The sequence below is a fragment of the [Enterobacter] lignolyticus SCF1 genome (assembly GCF_000164865.1).
GTDB classification, from domain to species: Bacteria; Pseudomonadota; Gammaproteobacteria; order Enterobacterales; family Enterobacteriaceae; genus Enterobacter_B; species Enterobacter_B lignolyticus.
Window position 1 is genome coordinate 1,003,246 of the sequence record NC_014618.1, and the last position, 19,196, is coordinate 1,022,441.

The window sequence follows — 19,196 nt, forward strand, 5'->3', positions numbered from 1 at the left end:
CGACGCGTTGCGCGGTAATTACGTTATTGGTAGTTAACACATTCCTGGGGGATAAATGAGCGCGGGAAGCCCGAAATTCACCGTAAGCCGTGTTGCGGCAGCATCACTGATTTCACTTTGGCTGGCAGGATGTTCAAGCTCCAGTAATCCACCGGCGCCGGTCAGCACCGTCGGCGGCGCGCCGTCATCCAGTTCGGATTCCGGCATGCTGATTACGCCGCCGCCTAAAATGGGTTCGACCGCGCAGCCTGCTAAGCAGGTTCAGCCGGCACAGCAGCCGCAGATGCAGACGGCCCATCCTCAGGCGATGGCGCAGGAGCCCGTAGAGACCGTCAACGGTCGCATCGTCTACAACCGCAAATATGGCAATATCCCAAAAGGTAGCTATGCCGGCGGCAGCACCTACACCGTCAAACGCGGCGACACGCTCTTCTATATTGCATGGGTCACCGGGAACGATTTCCGCGATCTGGCGCAGCGCAACAATATCCCGGAACCGTATGCGCTGAACGTGGGGCAAACCTTACAGGTCGGCAACGGATCGGGGCAGTCGATCACGGGAAATAATGCGGTTGCAATGGCCAGCGTTGCGGCGGCGGGATCCGCTTCAAAAGCTGCACAAAATTCCTCCGCAGTGGTTGCGTCTCAACCAACAATTACGTATTCTGAGGATTCAGGTGAACAAAGTGCTAACAAAATGTTGCCCAACAACAAGCCTGCGGCCCCGGTCACAGCGCCTGTTACGGCACCTGTTGCAAGCACAACCCAACCGACTGCAAGCAGTACGTCTACCAGTTCGCCGATCTCCTCATGGCGCTGGCCGACTGACGGCAAAATTATCGAGAACTTTAGCGGAGCCGATGGCGGCAATAAAGGCATCGATATCGCAGGCAGTAAAGGACAGGCTATCGTCGCGACCGCAGATGGGCGCGTCGTCTATGCCGGTAACGCACTGCGCGGTTACGGTAATCTTATTATCATCAAACACAACGATGATTACCTGAGCGCCTACGCCCATAACGACACAATGCTGGTCCGGGAACAACAAGAAGTTAAGGCGGGGCAAAAAATCGCTACCATGGGTAGCTCCGGAACCAGTTCAACACGCTTACATTTTGAAATTCGTTACAAGGGGAAATCCGTCAACCCGCTGCAGTACTTACCGCAGCGATAATTTGGCGAAACATGCTTAAGGTGTGTTTCGTCCAGGGATCACGGGTAGGAGCCACCTTATGAGTCAGAATACGCTGAAAGTTCATGAAGTAAATGAAGACGCGGAATTTGATGAGAACGGAATGGAGGCTTTCGACGAGAAAGCCTTGAGTGAAGAGGAACCCAGTGATAACGACCTGGCTGAGGAAGAGCTGTTATCTCAGGGTGCCACACAGCGTGTGCTGGATGCGACTCAGCTTTACCTTGGGGAGATCGGTTACTCCCCATTGTTAACGGCCGAAGAAGAAGTTTATTTTGCACGCCGTGCACTGCGTGGCGATGTCGCCTCAAGACGCCGGATGATCGAAAGTAACCTGCGTCTGGTGGTGAAAATTGCCCGCCGTTATAGCAATCGTGGTCTGGCGCTGCTGGATCTGATTGAAGAAGGCAACCTGGGGCTCATCCGCGCCGTCGAGAAGTTCGACCCGGAGCGTGGGTTCCGTTTCTCAACGTATGCAACCTGGTGGATTCGCCAGACGATTGAACGGGCTATCATGAACCAAACCCGTACGATTCGCCTGCCTATCCATATTGTCAAAGAGCTTAACGTTTATCTGCGTACTGCGCGCGAGTTGTCCCACAAGCTGGACCACGAGCCGAGCGCAGAAGAGATCGCTGAGCAACTGGACAAACCGGTTGATGACGTCAGCCGTATGCTGCGTCTCAACGAGCGCATCACCTCAGTCGACACCCCGTTAGGTGGCGATTCTGAAAAAGCGCTGCTGGATATTCTGGCCGATGAAAAAGACAACGGTCCGGAAGACACCACGCAGGACGATGATATGAAACAAAGCATCGTCAAATGGCTGTTCGAACTGAACGCCAAACAGCGTGAAGTGCTGGCGCGTCGTTTCGGTCTGCTGGGGTATGAAGCGGCAACGCTTGAAGATGTCGGCCGTGAAATTGGCCTGACTCGTGAACGCGTTCGCCAGATTCAGGTTGAAGGTCTGCGTCGCCTGCGCGAAATTCTGCAGGGGCAAGGGCTGAATATCGAAGCGCTGTTCCGCGAATAACCTTATTTTGGTCAAAAAGGCCAGTCGAGAGACTGGCCTTTTTCTTTTCGCTATCTGCGCAGTATTTTCTGAATGCGTTTCTGCTGCCACTTCTCAATTAAGCCGCCAAAAATAAACACCCGCAGGCCGCGGATAACCAGCAGGGCGCCCCAGATGCCAGCGACCCAGAATGACCAGTGGCCGTCAGGGGAGGTGGTGCGATTAATGGCGTACAGAAAAATGCAGACGACAACGGCCGTCAGCACCGAGCGGTAAAACCGCCCCTCCTGGGCGACTTTTGTCCGCACCTGCACAATACGTTCATCCAGCGCTTCGCCGCCCGAGGCGCCATCATTGGTGAGTTCGCTGACGCTGACCTCAAACACGGCAGCCAGCGCGCTTAGGGTTTCAAGGCTTGCCTGCTCGCCGTTTTCAATACGCTGCACTGTGCGGGTGCTCAGTCCGGCCATTTCAGCCAACTGCTCCTGAGACCAGGCGCGGGCAAGGCGATACTCTCTGAATTTACTGCTCATATCGGTATCTCCAGGATAGTGAGTTGTCGGATGAAAGTATTGCCTAAATGTATCGACAGCGACACGACCTCACCCCGACAGCAGCACGACACGATGGCGACAGCCGCGGCGGGCCTGGCCTGGAGAAACCGTACAGGCCCGGTAAACGCTACCGGGCACGGCGGCGTTAAACCAGACTCTTCAGCCGATAAATCCACTCCAGCGCCTGGCGTGGGGTCAGCGAATCCGGATCGAGGTTATCCAACGCTTCCACGGCAGGAGAGGTTTCTTCGGCGGGCGCCAGCAGCGACATCTGCGTACCGTCAATCTGGGTCGCGGCGGCATTGGGCGAGAGGCTTTCCAGCTCGCGCAGCTTCTGCCGCGCCCGCTTGATGACCTCTTTCGGCACGCCCGCCAGCGCCGCCACGGCAAGCCCGTAGCTTTTGCTGGCCGCGCCGTCCTGCACGCTGTGCATAAAGGCGATGGTGTCGCCGTGCTCCAGCGCGTCGAGGTGCACGTTGGCCACGCCCTCCATTTTTTCCGGCAGCTGCGTCAGCTCGAAATAGTGGGTGGCGAACAGCGTCAGCGCTTTGATGCGGTTGGCCAGGCTTTCCGCACAGGCCCATGCCAGCGACAGGCCGTCGTAGGTCGAGGTGCCGCGGCCGATTTCGTCCATCAGTACCAGGCTGTTTTCGGTCGCGTTGTGCAGGATATTTGCCGTCTCGGTCATCTCCACCATAAAGGTCGAACGGCCGCTCGCCAGATCATCCGCCGCGCCGACGCGGGTGAAGATGCGATCGATTGGGCCTAGCTCAGCCTTCTGCGCCGGTACGTAGCTGCCGATATAGGCCAGCAGCGCAATCAGCGCGGTTTGCCGCATGTAGGTACTTTTACCGCCCATGTTCGGGCCGGTGATGATCAGCATCCGGCGCTGGGGCGACAGGCTCAGCGGGTTGGCGATAAACGGTTCGTTCAGCACCTGCTCTACCACCGGGTGGCGGCCTTCCACAATGCGGATGCCGGGCTTGTCGCTAAATACCGGGCAGCTGTAGTTAAGGGTGTACGCCCGCTCGGCGAGGTTAACCAGTACGTCGAGCTCCGCCAGCGCTGCGGCGCTTTGCTGCAGTTCGGCAAGATGCGGCAGCAGCAGGTCGAACAGCTCGTCGTAGAGCTGTTTTTCCAGCGCCAGCGCTTTCCCTTTCGAGGTCAGCACCTTGTCTTCGTACTCTTTGAGTTCCGGAATAATGTAGCGCTCGGCATTTTTCAGCGTCTGGCGGCGCACGTAGTGAATCGGCGCCATATGGCTCTGGCCGCGGCTTATCTGGATGTAATAACCGTGTACGGCGTTATAGCCGACCTTCAGGGTATCCAGCCCCAGACGCTCGCGCTCGCGGATCTCCAGGCGGTCGAGGTAGTCCGTCGCGCCATCGGCAAGGGAGCGCCATTCGTCAAGCTCTTCGTTATAGCCCGGAGCAATTACGCCGCCGTCGCGCACCAGCACCGGCGGCGCCTCAATGATGGCCCGCTCCAGCAGCTCGCGCAGCCCGGTAAACTCGCCCATCTTCTCACGCAGCGCGAGCACCGGGGCGCTGTCGACGCCAGCCAGCAGCTCGCGCAGCTCCGGCAGCTGCTGGAAGGCGTGGCGCATACGGGCGAGATCGCGCGGACGGGCGGTGCGCAGCGCCAGCCGCGCCAGGATACGCTCGAGGTCGCCGACCTGGCGCAGCACCGGCTGCAGCAGCTCGACGCTGTCCTGCAGCGCGCCAATAGTCTGCTGGCGGTCGAGCAGCACGGCGGTATCGCGAACCGGCATGTGCAGCCAGCGCTTGAGCATACGGCTGCCCATCGGGGTTACGGTGCAGTCGAGCACGGCGGCGAGGGTATTTTCCACGCCGCCGGCCAGGTTCTGGGTGATCTCCAGGTTACGGCGGGTCGCCGCATCCATGATGATGCTGTCCTGTTGGCGCTCCATGGTGATGGAGCGAATATGCGGCAGCGCCGTACGCTGGGTGTCCTTCACGTACTGCAGCAGACAGCCCGCCGCGCACAGCCCGCGCGGGGCGTTTTCGACGCCAAAGCCGACCAGGTCACGGGTGCCAAACTGCAGGTTCAGCTGCTGGCGCGCGGTGTCGATTTCAAACTCCCACAGCGGGCGACGGCGCAGGCCGCGACGGCCCTCAATCAGCGCCAGCTCGGCAAAGTCTTCGGCATACAGCAGTTCGGCCGGGTTGGTACGCTGCAGCTCGGCGGCCATGGTGTCGCGGTCCGCGGGTTCGCTCAGGCGAAAGCGGCCGGAGCTGATATCCAGCGTCGCATAGCCATAGCCTTTGCTGTCCTGCCAGAGGGCGGCGAGCAGGTTGTCCTGGCGCTCCTGCAGCAGCGCTTCGTCGCTGATGGTGCCAGGCGTCACGATGCGCACTACCTTACGCTCAACCGGACCTTTGCTGGTGGCCGGGTCGCCAATCTGTTCGCAAATCGCCACCGACTCGCCGAGGTTCACCAGCTTCGCGAGGTAGTTTTCAACCGCGTGATGGGGGACGCCCGCCATCGGAATGGGCTCGCCCGCCGAGGCGCCGCGTTTGGTCAGCGAAATATCAAGCAGCTGCGATGCGCGTTTCGCATCGTCATAGAACAGCTCGTAGAAGTCGCCCATCCGGTAGAACAGCAGAATTTCCGGATGCTGGGCCTTCAGCTTCAGATACTGCTGCATCATCGGCGTGTGGTCTGAATAGTCCATTTCTGATGAGTTAACCATTGGATTTTACCCGCAATATCAATTCTTTTATTTTCATTCGGCCAACCTTAGCCAGGCGTTCCCGATGGGGGATAATCCCCGGAATAGCCTGCCGGTTTTTGCATGACGGGTAGTGTGACGAAAAAGCGAAACGTTATCCAGCGAAGAGTGATGCCAGAACGGACGGGGGAGCATGGAGAGCAAAAACCGGGCGCCCGAGGTGCAGGCGCCCGCAACGTCCTGATTTACGAGTTAAAGAACGCCAGCGTCTGCTCCAGTGATTTCGCCTGGTCTTCAAGCGACATGGCGGCAGCGGATATCTGCTGCACCAGCGAGGCGTTTTGCTGGGTGGTGCTGTCGAGCTGGTTTACGGCGGTGCTGACCTGATTGATGCCCCGGGTCTGCTCGTCCAGCGCCTGGACGATGTCGTTGATCACCAGGCGCACGCTGGAGACGGCATCGATGATCTGCTTCATCATGCCGCCGGTTTCGTGCACCAGCTCGACCCCCTTGCTGACGCGGCTGGAGGATTCCCCGATCAGCTGGGAGATCTCCTTCGCCGCGTCGGCGCTGCGCTGGGCGAGATTGCGCACTTCGCCCGCCACCACGGCAAAACCGCGCCCCTGCTCACCGGCGCGCGCGGCTTCCACCGCGGCGTTCAGCGCCAGAATATTGGTCTGGAATGCGATACCGTCGACGATACTGTTGATCTCGCCGATTTTGCGCGCGCTTTCGTCAATCCGGGTAATGACGTCCACCACTTCGTTAACCAGCACCTCCCCGCGCCCGGCGATATCGGCGGCTTTGCTGGTGAGATGCGTCGCCTTGTGCGCGTTATCGGCGTTGTTTTTCACCGTTACCGAGATCTCCTCCATGCTGGCGGCGGTCTGCACAATAGCCGCCGCCTGCTCCTCGGTGCGTGACGCAAGATCGAGGTTGCCCGCGGCAATCTCGCCGCTGCCGCCGTGCACGGAGTGGCTGGCATCGTTGATATTGCCGACGATGCGCTTTAGCTGCGCCTGCATGGTATGCAGCGCAAAGAAGATGCTGCTGCTGTCGCCCTGGCGTACGGGGATGGTGTTGTTCAGCTCGCCTCGCGCCACCGCCAGCGCAATTTCAGAGGCATCCGTTGGCTCGCCGCCGACCGGACGATCCACTTTGCGGGTGAAGACCTGCGCCATCACCACGCTGACCACCACGATGCTCAGCGCCATCAGGGCCAGCGCTTTCATCAGGTAGCGCCAGGCCTCGGCCATCACGTCGCTGACTGGAGTAATGATGGCGAGCTTCCACGGCGTCCCGCTGTTGCCGACGTCGATTTTCTGCCAGGTAATAAACGCCGGTTCCTTGAGCAGCGGATCGTCAACGCGGGTCACTTCGCTGCCGGATACCGTACCGCGATAAGGTTTGCCGATGGCGGTTTTCTCTGGGCTGGAGACCACCCTGTTGTCCGCCGACAGCAGCACCGCGTAGCCCGCGCCGTTCCATGGCCGGATGGCGCCGATAAGACCCTGCAGCGTCGCCAGCGAAAAGTCGGACGTCACCGAACCTAAAAATTTACCGTCGCGCATGATGGGAGCGGCAATGGAGGTCAGCATCACATCGACGCCGTTATAGGGGTAAATGTAGGGTTCGATGATCACCTCTTTTTGCCGTTTGCGCGGCAGCAGGTAGTAATCGCCGCTGCCCGGCGTTTCGTAGTCCACCAGATTGTGCAGCGCGGGCGTTCCGGCGTTATCGCGATCGACATAGCGCGCATAGCGTCCGGCCGGGTCTTCGCCGCTTTGACCGGCAAACGCCGCATCTTTGCCGTCGAAGGCGTCAGGCTCGAAGGCCATCGACATCGACAAAAACTGCGGGTGCGCGCTGAGGTATTGGCTGAGCAGATGATTCAGTCCCTGGCGGTCGAGAATTCCGGCATCGCGCAGCGCCAGGGCGCTGTTGCCCATATCCCGGGCGGCCGCCAGCGCGGAATCAAGCCGTTGGCTGACCTGTAAGGACTGCGCCAGCGCAATCTGCTGGAAGTGTTTTTTGGCCAGCGATTCCTGCTGCGCCATGGATTGCCAGATCAAAAAGCCAATCGTCACCGTAAAGCCGACGGTGATAGTGACGAAAATGGATAACAGCATTAGCGTTCTGACTCGTACCTTCTTTTTTCTAAACGTCGCGTCTTTCATCGTCTTTTCCCCATAATGTCACTCGCACGCTGCGCGTGTTTATCATTTATCGGAAAAAAAGCGGCGCTGCTGTATAGCGGTTTCTTCTTTTATTTATTTTCTAATGTGAGGAGGAATACTAATGTCAGGATGTTTTACCTATAGAGACTCAATTTGACGCTATACTTTTATAACTCATTTTCTGTATCTGTTTTTATACTAATAATCAAGAGGTTGCTTGTGGCGATAACGTCTGTTTCGACAGGCCGGAAAGGGACGCTCACGGTTATCATTGGTGGTGGATTTGGATTGTTTTTTTCAATGCTGTCACATGCCAGCGCACTTTATTTCTATGAAATAGGTACGGAGGACACGGCGCTGGCTGGCGCAGGTCAAGCCGCCCGGGCCCAGGATGCATCGACCATTGTGAGCAATCCCGCGGGGATGACGCGCCTGCCGGATCACATGTTTACCGGAGGGCTGCAGTTGATGAACGGTAATATCGATTATCAGCTCGATAACCCATCGTTAAAACGCCCGGGGAATGTCATGAAAATATTCCCTAACGCCAGCGGTTTTTATAGTCAGAAAATGAACGACAGCCTGTATGCCGGGCTGGGCCTTTACGGCAACTATGGGTTAGGAATTGATTTTGGCGACTGGGCGGGGGACAGGCTTATTAAAAAAAGCACCATGGTGGCGATGACGCTGAGCCCGTCGCTGGCATATAAACTCAACGATCGTCTCTCTCTTGGCGCTTCCGCCAATATTAACTATGGTTTTTTATCGCTGACGCGCAGCGTTGATGGCAGCGATGAGAAAGATCAGGACCACGACTGGGCGATGAGTTACCGTCTGGGCTTGCTGATGGCGCTCACTGAACGCACCCGCGCGGGCATCACCTGGAACAGCAAAACGGATTATGACTTTAATATTGATGGAAAAGCACGCTTCCCGAATTTGCCTGATGTTGAATATACCCTGCCGATTTCCGCACAGGTCCGCGCGCCGCAGCAAATTATGCTGAGCCTGGTGCATGACCTCAATACGCAATGGTCAGTGATGGGCGATTTGGGCTGGCAGGACTGGAGCCAGTTTGGCGCCCCGCAAATTACCGTCAGCGGTCAGACGCTGGATAAAAGTAACCGGATGACGGATACCTGGCATACCGCACTGGGCGTGCAATACCGGCCCACTGAACAGTGGCGTCTTAACGCGGGCGTGGCTTACGACAGTTCGCCATACCGCGACCAGAGCGACGCGGCAATGACGCTGCCCACCGGCGACGAATGGCGCTTTGCTACTGGCGCGCAGTATCAAATCACCCCGGCAAGTAATATTGGTTTTGCCGTGGAATATCTGCATATGCAATCGGCGCAGGTGCAATCTCCCGCAGTGTTTAAAGGGGGTTATGACAACCCGTATTTGTGGTTCGCCAGCGTTAACTACAGCTATCAGTTCTGACCCTGGAAGGATGCATGATGAGGAAATCCGTACTTCTCGGCACGCTGCTGCTGAGCTTCGGCTGCTCGGCAAACTCCGATGCGCTGCCAGCCTGGAATGATACGCCGACAAAACAGGCTATCGAAAAATGGATTCAGGAAACAACCCGCGACGGGAGTCCTGACTTTATTCCGCTGAATAAGCGTTATGTGGTCTTCGATAATGACGGTACGCTTTGGCCGGAAGCGCCGCTGACGTTTCAACTGCAGTTTGCGGTGGATGAAATCAAACGGATGGCGCCTGAGCATCCCGAATGGCAGAAAGACCCACTGATTGCCGCCGTGTTGGAAAATGACCTGAAAGCCGTGGCTGCGTCCGGCGAGAAGGGGCTACTCAGGCTGGTAGCGCTGACGCACAGCGGTATGACCACTGAAGCTTTTGCCGCGCGCGTTCGCGACTGGCTTGATACGCACAAGGATAAACGGACCGGTTGCCGCTATGATCGTATGGGCTATCAGCCGATGCGTCAGCTTCTTGATTACCTGCGGGCTAACGGTTTTAAAACGTGGATTATCTCCGGCGGCGGCATCGATTTTATGCGGGTGATGTCGGACAGCATGTATGGCATTCCGCCGGAGCAGGTGGTCGGGTCGTTCTCGCTGAGTGATTACTCGCTCGGCGAAAAAGGCGTTGAATTGCAAAAAACCATGAAAGGGGCGTTCAATGATGATGGCGCATCGAAGCCCGTCGCCATTCATCTGTTTATGGGGCAGCGTCCGGTCGCCGCTTTTGGCAATAGCGATGGCGACCTCGCGATGCTGCAATATGCTGCCAGCAACCCCGATGCCAAAACGTTTGGCCTGCTGGTGCATCACACGGATGCGGCGCGGGAATATGCCTATGACAGCCCCCCGACGGCCAGCGGTAAGCTTGTCGAAGGATTATCCCTGGCGAAACAAAAAGGCTGGGTGGTGGTGGATATGAAGCAGGACTGGAAAACTGTGTTTGATCCCAGTCTTTGCTCCGGGAAGTGAAAAGACAGGCCGCAGCCGCGGCCAGTTACGATGCTATTTCAGCATCGCGGCGATTTTCTCGAGGGTGGGTTTTACCGTTGCGTAAAAATGCTTAAAGCCTGGGCACAGGTAGTTGAGGCCTTCCTCGCCGTCGGGGGCTCTGACTATCCGGTTTTTCGGGCACTCGCCCCAGCACAAATTCAGGTGTGGGCAGCTCTTGCAGTAAGCGGGCAAGGTCTCTTTTTTACCCATCCCGAAGGTTTTCTGCCGCTCTGAAAAGACCATATGCGCCAGCTTGTGGGCGCGGATGTTACCGAGCTTATACTCCGGGTATACGTAGTGATCGCAGGAGTAGACATCGCCGTTTTTCTCGATCGCCAGCGCTTTCCCGCAAAACGGCGCGGTGATGCACAGCTGAGACGGTAGCCCCATCGTTTGCACCACGGCGGTTTCAAACAGGTTTACCTGAACTCGCCCCAGATCGTGCGTAACCCATTCATCAAAGGCTTCTGTCAGGAACGTGCCCCAGTCGTCGGGATCGACGGACCAGTCGGTGACGATCGAGTCCAGATCGCCGGGTTTAGCCCGGCGACTGCCGGTCAGCGGAATAGTGTCTTCCTGCCAGAACTGCGGCGCGGTGGTTTTAAAGTCAACGGGTTCAACGCAGGGCGTAAACTGGATGTAGGTGGAGCCGAGGGTCCTGGTCAGAAAGCGGTAGACCTCACGGGGAAAGCGCGCATTGATTCGGTTAACCACCACCAGAGTATTAAACGGTACGCCGTGGCGTTTTAACGTCTCAATCGCCTGCATGACTTTCTGAAAGGTAGGTTTGCCGCTGCGGGTGACGCGAAAACGGTCATGCATCTCCTCAGGCCCGTCAATTGAAATACCGACCAGAAAGCGGTGTTCTTTTAAAAAGGCGGCCCATTGATCGTTAAGTAAAATACCGTTGGTCTGTAGGTCGTTTTCGATACGTTGGTGCTTAGGCTGATATTTCTGCTGCAGGGCAACCACTTTTTTAAAAAACGCCAGCCCCATCAGCGTAGGCTCGCCCCCTTGCCAGGAAAAGATAATCTCTTCACCGTCCTGGCTTTGAATATACTGACGGATAAAGTTTTCCAGCACCTCATCGCTCATGCCCTTATCTCTTTCCTGGTGCAGCAACTGCTCTTTGTGCAGATAAAAGCAATAGTTGCAGTCGAGATTACAGGTCGAACCGGAGGGTTTGGCCATCATGTGATAGCGGCGTTTATAGGCGGGCAGATATTTCCCCTGATTCTGTAACGGCGTCAACGGGATTGTGGTGCTCTTTTTCATTGGCGACATCCTGCATCATTCATTGCGCACATAAAAATGCGGCCCGGGCAGCCAAACTGCCGGGCCGTTTTCTAATGTTAATTGCCGGTAGGCATACTCAGCTGGAAACCTTTTTGTTCAAGCTGGTCACGGATATTTTTAAAACGCTCATATTGCGACAGGGTAATCGGGCCGCTATAGGCCTCACTTTGCGGTTTACGCGGTGGATACTTCACATAGCTTTGCATCAGTTCTTTGATAGCCTCGTTAAAGGTCACCAGCGTCCAGGTATGCTCGGTATAGTTATTCATGAAGATATCGTAGCGTTCCTGTGGGTCCTGCCAGAGGTCAAAAATCTGCGGTACCGTTGCGACGTAGGAAGACGGTCCTTTCCAGCCGAGGTTGGTATCTACCGCCAGTCCGCCCGTTTGGGCGCCATCGTCGCCGCGCAGGTTGAAGACCGCTTTATAGTGGCCGACGCGAACGGCCCCCGGGGTCAGTTCATCCTCGGTGAAATAGAACCAGGAGGTTCGCGGGTCTTTTCCTGTGCCAAACAGCACCGGAGAGATGTCGTAGCTGTCGAAGACAATCGGCTGTCCGGCGCGATCTTTTTCCGGAAGCTTGATTCCGGCGACAGAGGCAAACGTTGCCATCAGGTCAAGACCGCCGACGATATCGTGGTTGCGGCTGTGATCCTTAATTTTCCCTGGCCACCAGGCAATAGCCGGTACGCGAGTACCCCCTTCGCGATCGGTGCCTTTAGTGCCGCGAAACGGCGTGTAGCCAGCATCAGGGTAGACGTCCTGCCACGCGCCGTTATCCGTGGTCCAGACAACCAGCGTGTTTTTATCAAGCCCCAATTCGCGCAGCTTATCCATGATGTGCCCGACGCGGGCATCCATCTCGACCATTGAATCCGCATATTTGCTTTTCGACATCGATTTGCCGATGTAGTCCGGATCCGGCATGTTAGGCTGGTGGTTCTTCATGAAGTTGATGCTCATAAAGAACGGCTCTGAGGATTTGGCGTTAGCATCCAGGAAGTCCAGCGAGGCTTTCTCAACGTAGCGATCAAAGAACGGAATACCCACCACGCCCTCTTTACCGTCAACCTCCGGCGTATTGACATACTGGCCGTTGATTTTGAACTCTTCTTTCGGCGTTTCGCCCGCTTTACCGGACAGCGCGCCGCGAGTCACTTTGGCAAACATTTCACGCAGTTTCGGGTCCATATCCGGGAACCATGTCGGGTCGGCGTAAGTGTAGGCGTTAAGATGGTACAGACCGGCGTACTTCATTTCGTCATAGCCCTGAGCGTTGGGTAGGGCGTAGTCCGCCTCTCCGAGATGCCACTTGCCGGTAAAGAAGGTTTTGTAGCCGCCCGTTTTGAGTACCGAAGCCAGCGTCCACTCTTCTTTCGGCAGACCGCCGCCCTGGCCCTGGAAGGCCACCGTGGTCATGCCGCTGCGGTTAGGGATACGCCCTGTCTGCATCGCCGCGCGCCCAGGGGTACTGCTGGGCTGTCCGTAGAAATCAAAAAATGTCATCCCCTCATCCGCCATACGATCAAGGTTCGGCGTCGGCATGCCTCGTCCTTCACCGCCGCCGTAAACGCCCAGATCGCCATAGCCTGTATCGTCAGAGACAATCAGAATGATGTTTGGCTTCTTTGCGCCAGCGTCCGGTTGCGTAGCTGTCTGGTCGGCGGAGTGCGCAACGCCTGCCGGCATAAGCGAACCTGCGGCAAACGCAAGCACACCTATTCCCTTGTACGTATTCTTCATACTCAACTCCTTTGTTGTCGTATTCGTCAGGGGGCATTCTTTTCAGGACTGATTCATTCAATGAGACCAGGGGCCAGGTGCACGGCAACCATTGGCGCAGCGCAGATCGCTACTCCCTTTGAGTAAGGCATTGTCAAGTGAAGTACATAAAAGTAAAAAACTCCAGTAGTGGGATACCACCGGAGTTACTCTGAAGCAGAGAGGACGTAATCAGGAATCAGCACGCATTACCAGATGCTGATGCCGTAAAGCGCGGCGGCTACGCCGAGATTCATGGCGATTAAGCGAACGGCGGAGAGGCGTTTTTCAATAAACGCGTAGCTGATAACCCCCATCAGCAGCGATACCAGCAGCGCCAGTACCATCGATAGCCCGGTTATCTGCCGCTCGAAAAGGTAGGTTGCCCCGACGATAATCGGCCAGTGCCACAGATAGAGCGAGTATGAAATCAGCCCTACCGGCGAGAGCGTGTTCAGGACCCTCTGCGCGGGGGATTCCGGCAGCAGAATTATCAGCGCTGCGGCGAGACAGGGGACGATTGACCACAGCGAGGGGCTTGCATTTGCGTTGGTGTAGAGGAAACCACAGGCCACGATAGCGGCAACGGCCGCAGCATACAGCAGCGAAGAAGGTACTCGCGCCAGCTGCCGCGCGGGAAGGTAGGCTATCGCGCCGCCAAGCGCAAACTGCCAGAGCCTGTCGGTCAGGCCGTAATAACCCATTCCCCAGCCTGCCTGGCTTGACAGCAGCGAGCCTGCGCCTATCAGACACAGCGCAAGCCATCCCTGACGCGCCATGCCGAGCAGCAGGATTAAAAGATAAAACTGCATTTCTACCGACAGCGACCAGGTATGCAGGAAGGGATACGCCAGCGATTGCCCGGCGAAGTATCCCGCGTGCTCGTGAGCCCAGAGGTTCGAAAAATAGAGCAGCGCCGTCATCCCGTTTTGCGCAATATCAGCTCTGTCGCGGGGGAGCAGCCACCACAGCATGGCGGCGCAAACCAGCGCAACCATGAACAGTAGCGCCGGCAGCAAACGCTGCAAACGGTGGGTGATAAAGGTCCACGGCGAAAACGACGCTGACATCAGGGCCGTCTGGCTCATGTAGTACCCGGAGATCACGCAGAACACGTCGACGCCGACAAAGCCTCCGGACAACCACCCCGCATGAAAAAACATCACCAGTACAACGGCGAGGCCGCGCAGGCCGTCAATGTCGTGACGACGGTGCATCATCAGCCTTTGTTCTCCGTCGTTAGTGCCGGCAGGGTGGCGTTAACAATGCCCGCGCCCCAGGCCTTATAGCTCTCCGGCGTTAAATGGAGGCCATCCACGGTTTTCACGGCGCTACTCTGCATAAACGACGTGCCGTCAATGTAGGTGCACGGACGGGTGTGGGTGCTCAGATATGCCGCGATGCGCCGGGTCTTTTCTTCCGTTTTGCCGTAGCGCGGGTTGAAGGTGCCCCAGGTCGGGCCGACCCAGATGCAGCTCGTTTTGCTGCTGATAGCCGCCGTCAGCGGGCCGATCTGCGCATCTATCCATTCGCCAGGCAGGGTATCCGCGCCGTAGGAGCCGATAGTGTCGCCGTACACCACGATAACCGCCGTGGGGTTCCATTTTGCTATCAGGCTGTTGATGTCAGGGAAAGGAAAGGGCGCCGCAAACGGGTCTTTTACCGGCTCGGTGCCCATTCTGAGCGCACCGCCGCAGCCGTCGTCTTCCGGCCCTTTTAGCCATTCGTTCGGGGCCGAGGAGCAAACGCCGTAGGTCACGACCTTCGCGCCTAATTTTTCATACGATTCCGGCAGGACGGAGAGTAATGAATCCTGGAAGGTGACGTGGCTGTCTCCTAAAATGAGCAGCGTGACGCCCGCAAGCAATGTCTTCACGTTTTAAAACTCCCTTTCTGCTGACATAAAATAAGAGGTTTATTGGTGACAATATTTAAACGAACAGGATTAATTTAAATATGAGGGTGGTGCTGTTTTAAAAAACGCCGGAAGTATACTACGATTCCCGGGGAAACGACACCGGCATTATGGCCGGGCCTTGGGGGGCGATACGGCGGAAAAAAGACTGCCGTACAGGTAATGCGCAAGGCGAACTTAACGGGCTGGAATAATTTAACGGAAGAATTATTTCCGACAGAAAAGTAATATTGCCTGCCGTTTTTATATTAACGGGAGAAAAAACGCGTTTTCTCCCCGTTGTTTTTACACTGGCATATTACTGGCCAGCAGCAGGCAGCATATATTATCCTCAGGGCTTCTGGAACGTTGTGCTCAACGTCCGCCATTCGTGCGGGTAGCGCGCCGGGATAAAACGCAGGGTCAGCAGCATCAGCCCGACCACGCACAGAGCATGCAACGCCCAGTCCAGCAGAAAATCACCGCTCAGACTTCTCAGCACGCCAGACAGGAACGGCGACAGTCCCGCCACAATAAAGCCGATACCTTGCATAAAGGCGACCAGCCGCCCGGCAATCGCCGGATGCGGGGAGTGATCCAATGCCAGGACGAGACAAAGCGGGAACGCGCCGCCGAGACCCACGCCGCAGAGCAGCGCCCAGAGTACGGGCTGCGAGAGCGGAAGCATAATAAAGCCGCAGAACCCCGCCAGCTGTAGCGCCAGTGCGAAAAACAGCAGCCTGCGCCGGTCCTGCCGGCGGGCAAATATCGGCAGAAGCAGCGCCCCGGCGGTTTGCCCGACGGTCATCAGCGCCAGCAGCGTACCGCTGGCCTGGGCGCTGGCGCCAAGCTGTATGTAGTAAGGCGGTAGCCAGGCAATCAGGCTTGCATAACCGCCGTTGATCAGCCCAAAGTAGAGACCAAGCGTCCAGGCGCGTGGGGTGATGTGCACCCGCAGCGGTACGGAGGCGGCGGCGTGCGCGGGTTGCGCCAGCGTTTTACTTTGCGGCCACCAGCCAATGAGAGCGATAAGCGCCGGCAGCGCCCACCAGGCCAGCGCGTGATACCAGACGCTGCTGTGCTGCGTAAGCCAGGGGGTGATGGCGGCGCCCAGCCCGCCGCCGCCCATCAGCGCCGCCGACCACAGGCCCATAACCTGCGGCATTCGCTGATGAAACAGACGCTTGATAACGGTTGGCATAATGGCCTGTACGATCCCGATACCGATCCCGCCCAGCAGCGCGCTGCACAACAGAATGCCGCTATGGGGCGCCGTTTCACGCAGCAGCGCGCCAATGGCGATCATCAGCAGGCTCAGGGCCACGCTGTTGCGCTCGCGGATATGACGGTCTATCCAGCCTCCCGCCAGCGCCAGTACGCCCATTGCGATAACCGGTAGGGCGGTCAACAGCGCGGCGACGGTAAAGCTCATGCCGCTTGCCAGACGCAGCTGGGGCAGCAGCGGGCCGACGGAGGTCAGCAGCGGGCGCATATTAAGGCCCGTGAGGACTAACACCAGCAGCATCAGGCTCTGTTTTTGTTTTTGGCTCATGACCGTACCTGACGCTGCGCAAAATAAAGAAGATCAGACATGGATTCTCCCGAAGGGGGCGGCTGATACTAAACGTCAGCCGCGTAAAAGGCGATAATCAGAACGGTTTTGTCGGCAGGTATTTGCCGTCCAGCACGATCACCGCGCGATCGCCGCCTTCTGGGTCGGCCACTTTTTTCACCTCAAGCTTAAAGTTGATGGCGCTGATGATCCCGTCGCCAAACTTCTCATGGACCAGCGCTTTCAGGGTCGTGCCGTAAACCTGCAGCATTTCGTAGAAGCGGTACATCGTCGGGTCTGTCGGTACCCGGTCCTCGATGCTGCCGCGCAGTGGGATTGTCTGCAGCAGCGCTACGGCATCATCATCCAGGCCCAGCGTCTTGCCCACATGCTGCGCCGCGGCGGCCGGAAGCGCGTGCTGTCCCAGCAGCGCGGCGGTAACAAAGGCTTCAGACAGCCCGGTTCCTTCGGCAATCTCGGCGAAGGAGAGATCTTTTCTGGCCTTCGCCAGCAAAATGGCGTCGGCGAGGGTCAGGCGAACTTCTCTGCTGATTTGAGACTGAATCATAGTAAACCTCTTTTTTTGTTAAAGATGAACGCTATATCGCTGCGGGATGTGCGGGAGCGACCGCGCGAGTACGCGGGTGATCCGCTAATGAAACAAAGCGGCCGCTGGCGCCGTCGAAGGCGCTGACGCTCCCGCTTTCGATGTCATAGATCCAACCGTGCAGCGCGACGCGTCCTTCCGCTAAGGCCAGGCGCACGCAGGGGTGGGTCTGAATATTCGCCAGCTGGGCGAGGACATTCTCGCGCACCATTGATGCGGCTTTGGCGTGAGCATCCGCGTGGCTGCGAGCCTCGTTAACCACCCGCGCGGAATCGGCATAGCGCAGCCAGTGGCTAACGGCGGGCATGTGGTCAAGGCAGGCGCAGGAGGAGATTGCCGCCATGGCGCCGCAGTCTGAATGTCCGCAGATAACGATGTCGGATACCCGCAGCGCCGCGACGGCATATTCGACAGAGGCGGAGACGCCGCCGGGCTCAGGGCCCCAGGAGGGAACAATATTGCCAGCGTTGCGAATGACGAACAGTTCTCCCGGCTCGCGCTGGGTGACCAGTTCGGGAACCAGGCGGCTGTCGGAGCAGGAGATAAACAGCGCTTTCGGATTCTGCCGGGTCGCCAGCCCCTTAAAGAGTTCGGCGCGTTCCGGGAACGCATCACGCTGGAATTTAAGAATGCCTTCAACGATCTCTTTCACGGGCGATCCTGTGTCTTCGGTGTCAATAAACGGCAGGTTACGCGCCTTCTTTTATAAGATAAAAGACTCATTTATGATGGGTTCTATTGGTATTTCTTATAGGAGGTTGCATGCTGCTACGGCACATCACCTATTTTCTGGCGGTGGCGGAACACCACAGCTTCACCCGCGCCGCGCTGGTGCTACACGTATCGCAACCGGCGCTGTCGCAGCAGATAAAGCAGCTGGAAGAGAGCCTGAATACTCAGCTCTTCGATCGAACCGGGCGCGCCACGCGTCTGACGGATGCGGGAGAGGTGTATCTGCGCTACGCCCGGCGGGCGCTACAGGACCTCGAGGAGGGCAAACGCGCCATCCATGATGTGGGCGATCTCAGCCGCGGTTCGCTGCGCGTCGGCGTGACGCCGACGTTTACCGCCTACTTTGTCGGGCCGCTGATCGAAGCGTTTTACCACCGGTATCCTGGCGTCAGGCTGACGGTACATGAGATGTCTCAGGACAGAATGGAGAGCCTGCTCATCGACGATATGCTGGATGTCGGCATCGCGTTTGAAGAGGGGCACTCGCAGGACGTCGAAACTCAGCCACTGTTGACGGAGACCCTGGCGCTGGTGGTGAATCAGCGCCACCCTCTGGCTTCGCGTCGGCGGGTAAGCCTCAACGTACTTAATAATGAGCACCTCATTCTGCTGAGCGCAGAGTTCGCGACGCGAGAGCAGATCGATCGCTACTGCCGGCAAAACGGCATCTGGCCGCAGGTGATGATGGAGGCGAACTCAATCAGCGCGGTCATCGAAGCTGTTCGCCGGACATCGCTGTCAACGCTGTTGCCTGCGGCTATCGCCAGCGAGCACGAGGGGCTGGTGGCTATCCCTCTCAACCCGCTGCTGCTGCAAAGAACGGCTGTCATTATGCAGCGCAGGGGGGCCTATCAAAGCGCGGCCCTGCGTGCGTTCATTGCCTGTGCTCATCACCTTTCTTCAGCGCTGGGCGCATGATGCCTTATTCCACCTCCACCGGGCTTAAGATAAGCCTGCCCCAGGCGACGGAAACGGCGACCGGCGTACCTGTGGGAAACCCGGCCTCCTCCAGCCAGTCGCCGCTCAGCACCAGGCTCGGGTGGCGGCTCATCCTGCGGGTACGGAAGGTTTCTGGGTCCTGATGACGTTTTCTGACATAGCTTACGGTGACCTGACGGGAGGTTTTACTCACTCCCTGATGAGGCTGAGACTGCATAGCGGTTTCCCCCTTGCCGTTACATGCTGACAGTACAAATACTGTATATAAAAACAGGTAAATAATACGATAAGCCTGCTTTTTGTCTATGCAGG

At 57.5% G+C, this 19,196-nt stretch carries 17 protein-coding genes; 5 read left to right on the top strand and 12 right to left on the bottom strand.

From position 1 onward, the window contains the following. Positions 1–33 precede the first annotated feature (33 nt). Complete coding sequence (locus ENTCL_RS23940) at positions 34–168, bottom strand: peptidase (RefSeq protein ID WP_238981791.1); 135 nt, start codon at positions 166–168, stop codon at positions 34–36. Here ENTCL_RS23940 and nlpD point away from each other — a divergent pair. Then, positions 110–1,174 carry a murein hydrolase activator NlpD gene (gene nlpD, locus ENTCL_RS04785; RefSeq protein ID WP_238981811.1) on the top strand — a complete coding sequence of 355 codons (1,065 nt, stop codon included), beginning with the start codon at positions 110–112 and terminating at the stop codon, positions 1,172–1,174. The two genes, ENTCL_RS23940 and nlpD, sit on opposite strands and share 59 nt — an antisense overlap. A 58-nt stretch (positions 1,175–1,232) precedes the next feature. Beyond that, positions 1,233–2,225, top strand: a complete 993-nt coding sequence (gene rpoS / locus ENTCL_RS04790) for an RNA polymerase sigma factor RpoS (protein WP_013364983.1) — start codon at positions 1,233–1,235, stop codon at positions 2,223–2,225. Between the two features lie 50 nt (positions 2,226–2,275). On the opposite strand, the gene ENTCL_RS04795 is transcribed toward rpoS, so the two are convergent. The 3 genes from ENTCL_RS04795 to ENTCL_RS04805 form a co-directional block, all read right to left on the bottom strand. Then, positions 2,276–2,737 carry a helix-turn-helix domain-containing protein gene (locus ENTCL_RS04795; RefSeq protein ID WP_013364984.1) on the bottom strand — a complete coding sequence of 154 codons (462 nt, stop codon included), beginning with the start codon at positions 2,735–2,737 and terminating at the stop codon, positions 2,276–2,278. A gap of 166 nt (positions 2,738–2,903) precedes the next feature. After that, positions 2,904–5,471, bottom strand: a complete 2,568-nt coding sequence (gene mutS / locus ENTCL_RS04800; RefSeq protein WP_013364985.1) for a DNA mismatch repair protein MutS — start codon at positions 5,469–5,471, stop codon at positions 2,904–2,906. A gap of 224 nt (positions 5,472–5,695) precedes the next feature. Further along, positions 5,696–7,627: a methyl-accepting chemotaxis protein gene (locus tag ENTCL_RS04805; protein ID WP_013364986.1), complete on the bottom strand. Its 1,932-nt coding sequence runs from the start codon at positions 7,625–7,627 to the stop codon at positions 5,696–5,698. 300 nt (positions 7,628–7,927) lie between these two features. On the opposite strand from ENTCL_RS04805, the gene ENTCL_RS04810 reads away from it, so the two are divergent. Both ENTCL_RS04810 and ENTCL_RS04815 read left to right on the top strand, forming a co-directional pair. Continuing rightward, positions 7,928–9,070: an OmpP1/FadL family transporter gene (locus ENTCL_RS04810; protein ID WP_044612063.1), complete on the top strand. Its 1,143-nt coding sequence runs from the start codon at positions 7,928–7,930 to the stop codon at positions 9,068–9,070. 17 nt (positions 9,071–9,087) lie between these two features. Then, entirely contained in the window at positions 9,088–10,083 is a 996-nt protein-coding gene (locus ENTCL_RS04815) for an HAD family hydrolase (RefSeq protein ID WP_013364988.1), read from the top strand. A gap of 33 nt (positions 10,084–10,116) precedes the next feature. On the opposite strand, the gene ENTCL_RS04820 is transcribed toward ENTCL_RS04815, so the two are convergent. The 7 genes from ENTCL_RS04820 to ENTCL_RS04850 all read right to left on the bottom strand — a co-directional run bounded on the left by ENTCL_RS04820 (position 10,117) and on the right by ENTCL_RS04850 (position 17,865). Further along, positions 10,117–11,379: an anaerobic sulfatase maturase gene (locus ENTCL_RS04820; protein ID WP_013364989.1), complete on the bottom strand. Its 1,263-nt coding sequence runs from the start codon at positions 11,377–11,379 to the stop codon at positions 10,117–10,119. A 77-nt stretch (positions 11,380–11,456) separates the two neighbouring features. Beyond that, complete coding sequence (locus ENTCL_RS04825; protein WP_013364990.1) at positions 11,457–13,142, bottom strand: arylsulfatase; 1,686 nt, start codon at positions 13,140–13,142, stop codon at positions 11,457–11,459. 227 nt (positions 13,143–13,369) lie between these two features. After that, entirely contained in the window at positions 13,370–14,380 is a 1,011-nt protein-coding gene (locus tag ENTCL_RS04830) for an acyltransferase family protein (protein WP_013364991.1), read from the bottom strand. Beyond that, positions 14,380–15,036, bottom strand: a complete 657-nt coding sequence (locus tag ENTCL_RS04835) for a hypothetical protein (protein WP_013364992.1) — start codon at positions 15,034–15,036, stop codon at positions 14,380–14,382. Before ENTCL_RS04835 ends, ENTCL_RS04830 begins: the two co-directional genes overlap by 1 nt. 370 nt (positions 15,037–15,406) lie before the next feature. Next, entirely contained in the window at positions 15,407–16,606 is a 1,200-nt protein-coding gene (locus ENTCL_RS04840; RefSeq protein ID WP_013364993.1) for a cyanate transporter, read from the bottom strand. A 97-nt stretch (positions 16,607–16,703) separates the two neighbouring features. Beyond that, positions 16,704–17,174: a cyanase gene (cynS, locus tag ENTCL_RS04845; protein ID WP_013364994.1), complete on the bottom strand. Its 471-nt coding sequence runs from the start codon at positions 17,172–17,174 to the stop codon at positions 16,704–16,706. 31 nt (positions 17,175–17,205) lie between these two features. Next, a complete protein-coding gene (locus tag ENTCL_RS04850; protein ID WP_013364995.1) occupies positions 17,206–17,865 on the bottom strand; it encodes a carbonic anhydrase in 660 nt (219 codons plus the stop codon). 110 nt (positions 17,866–17,975) lie between these two features. Here ENTCL_RS04850 and cynR point away from each other — a divergent pair, with 110 nt between their 5' ends. Beyond that, on the top strand, positions 17,976–18,863 hold the full coding sequence (gene cynR / locus ENTCL_RS04855; RefSeq protein WP_013364996.1) for a transcriptional regulator CynR: 888 nt from the start codon (positions 17,976–17,978) through the stop codon (positions 18,861–18,863). Positions 18,864–18,867: 4 nt separating this feature from the next. On the opposite strand, the gene ENTCL_RS04860 is transcribed toward cynR, so the two are convergent. After that, positions 18,868–19,101, bottom strand: coding sequence for a SymE family type I addiction module toxin (locus ENTCL_RS04860; RefSeq protein ID WP_013364997.1), 234 nt, complete (start codon positions 19,099–19,101; stop codon positions 18,868–18,870). Between the last annotated feature and the right edge of the window lie 95 nt (positions 19,102–19,196).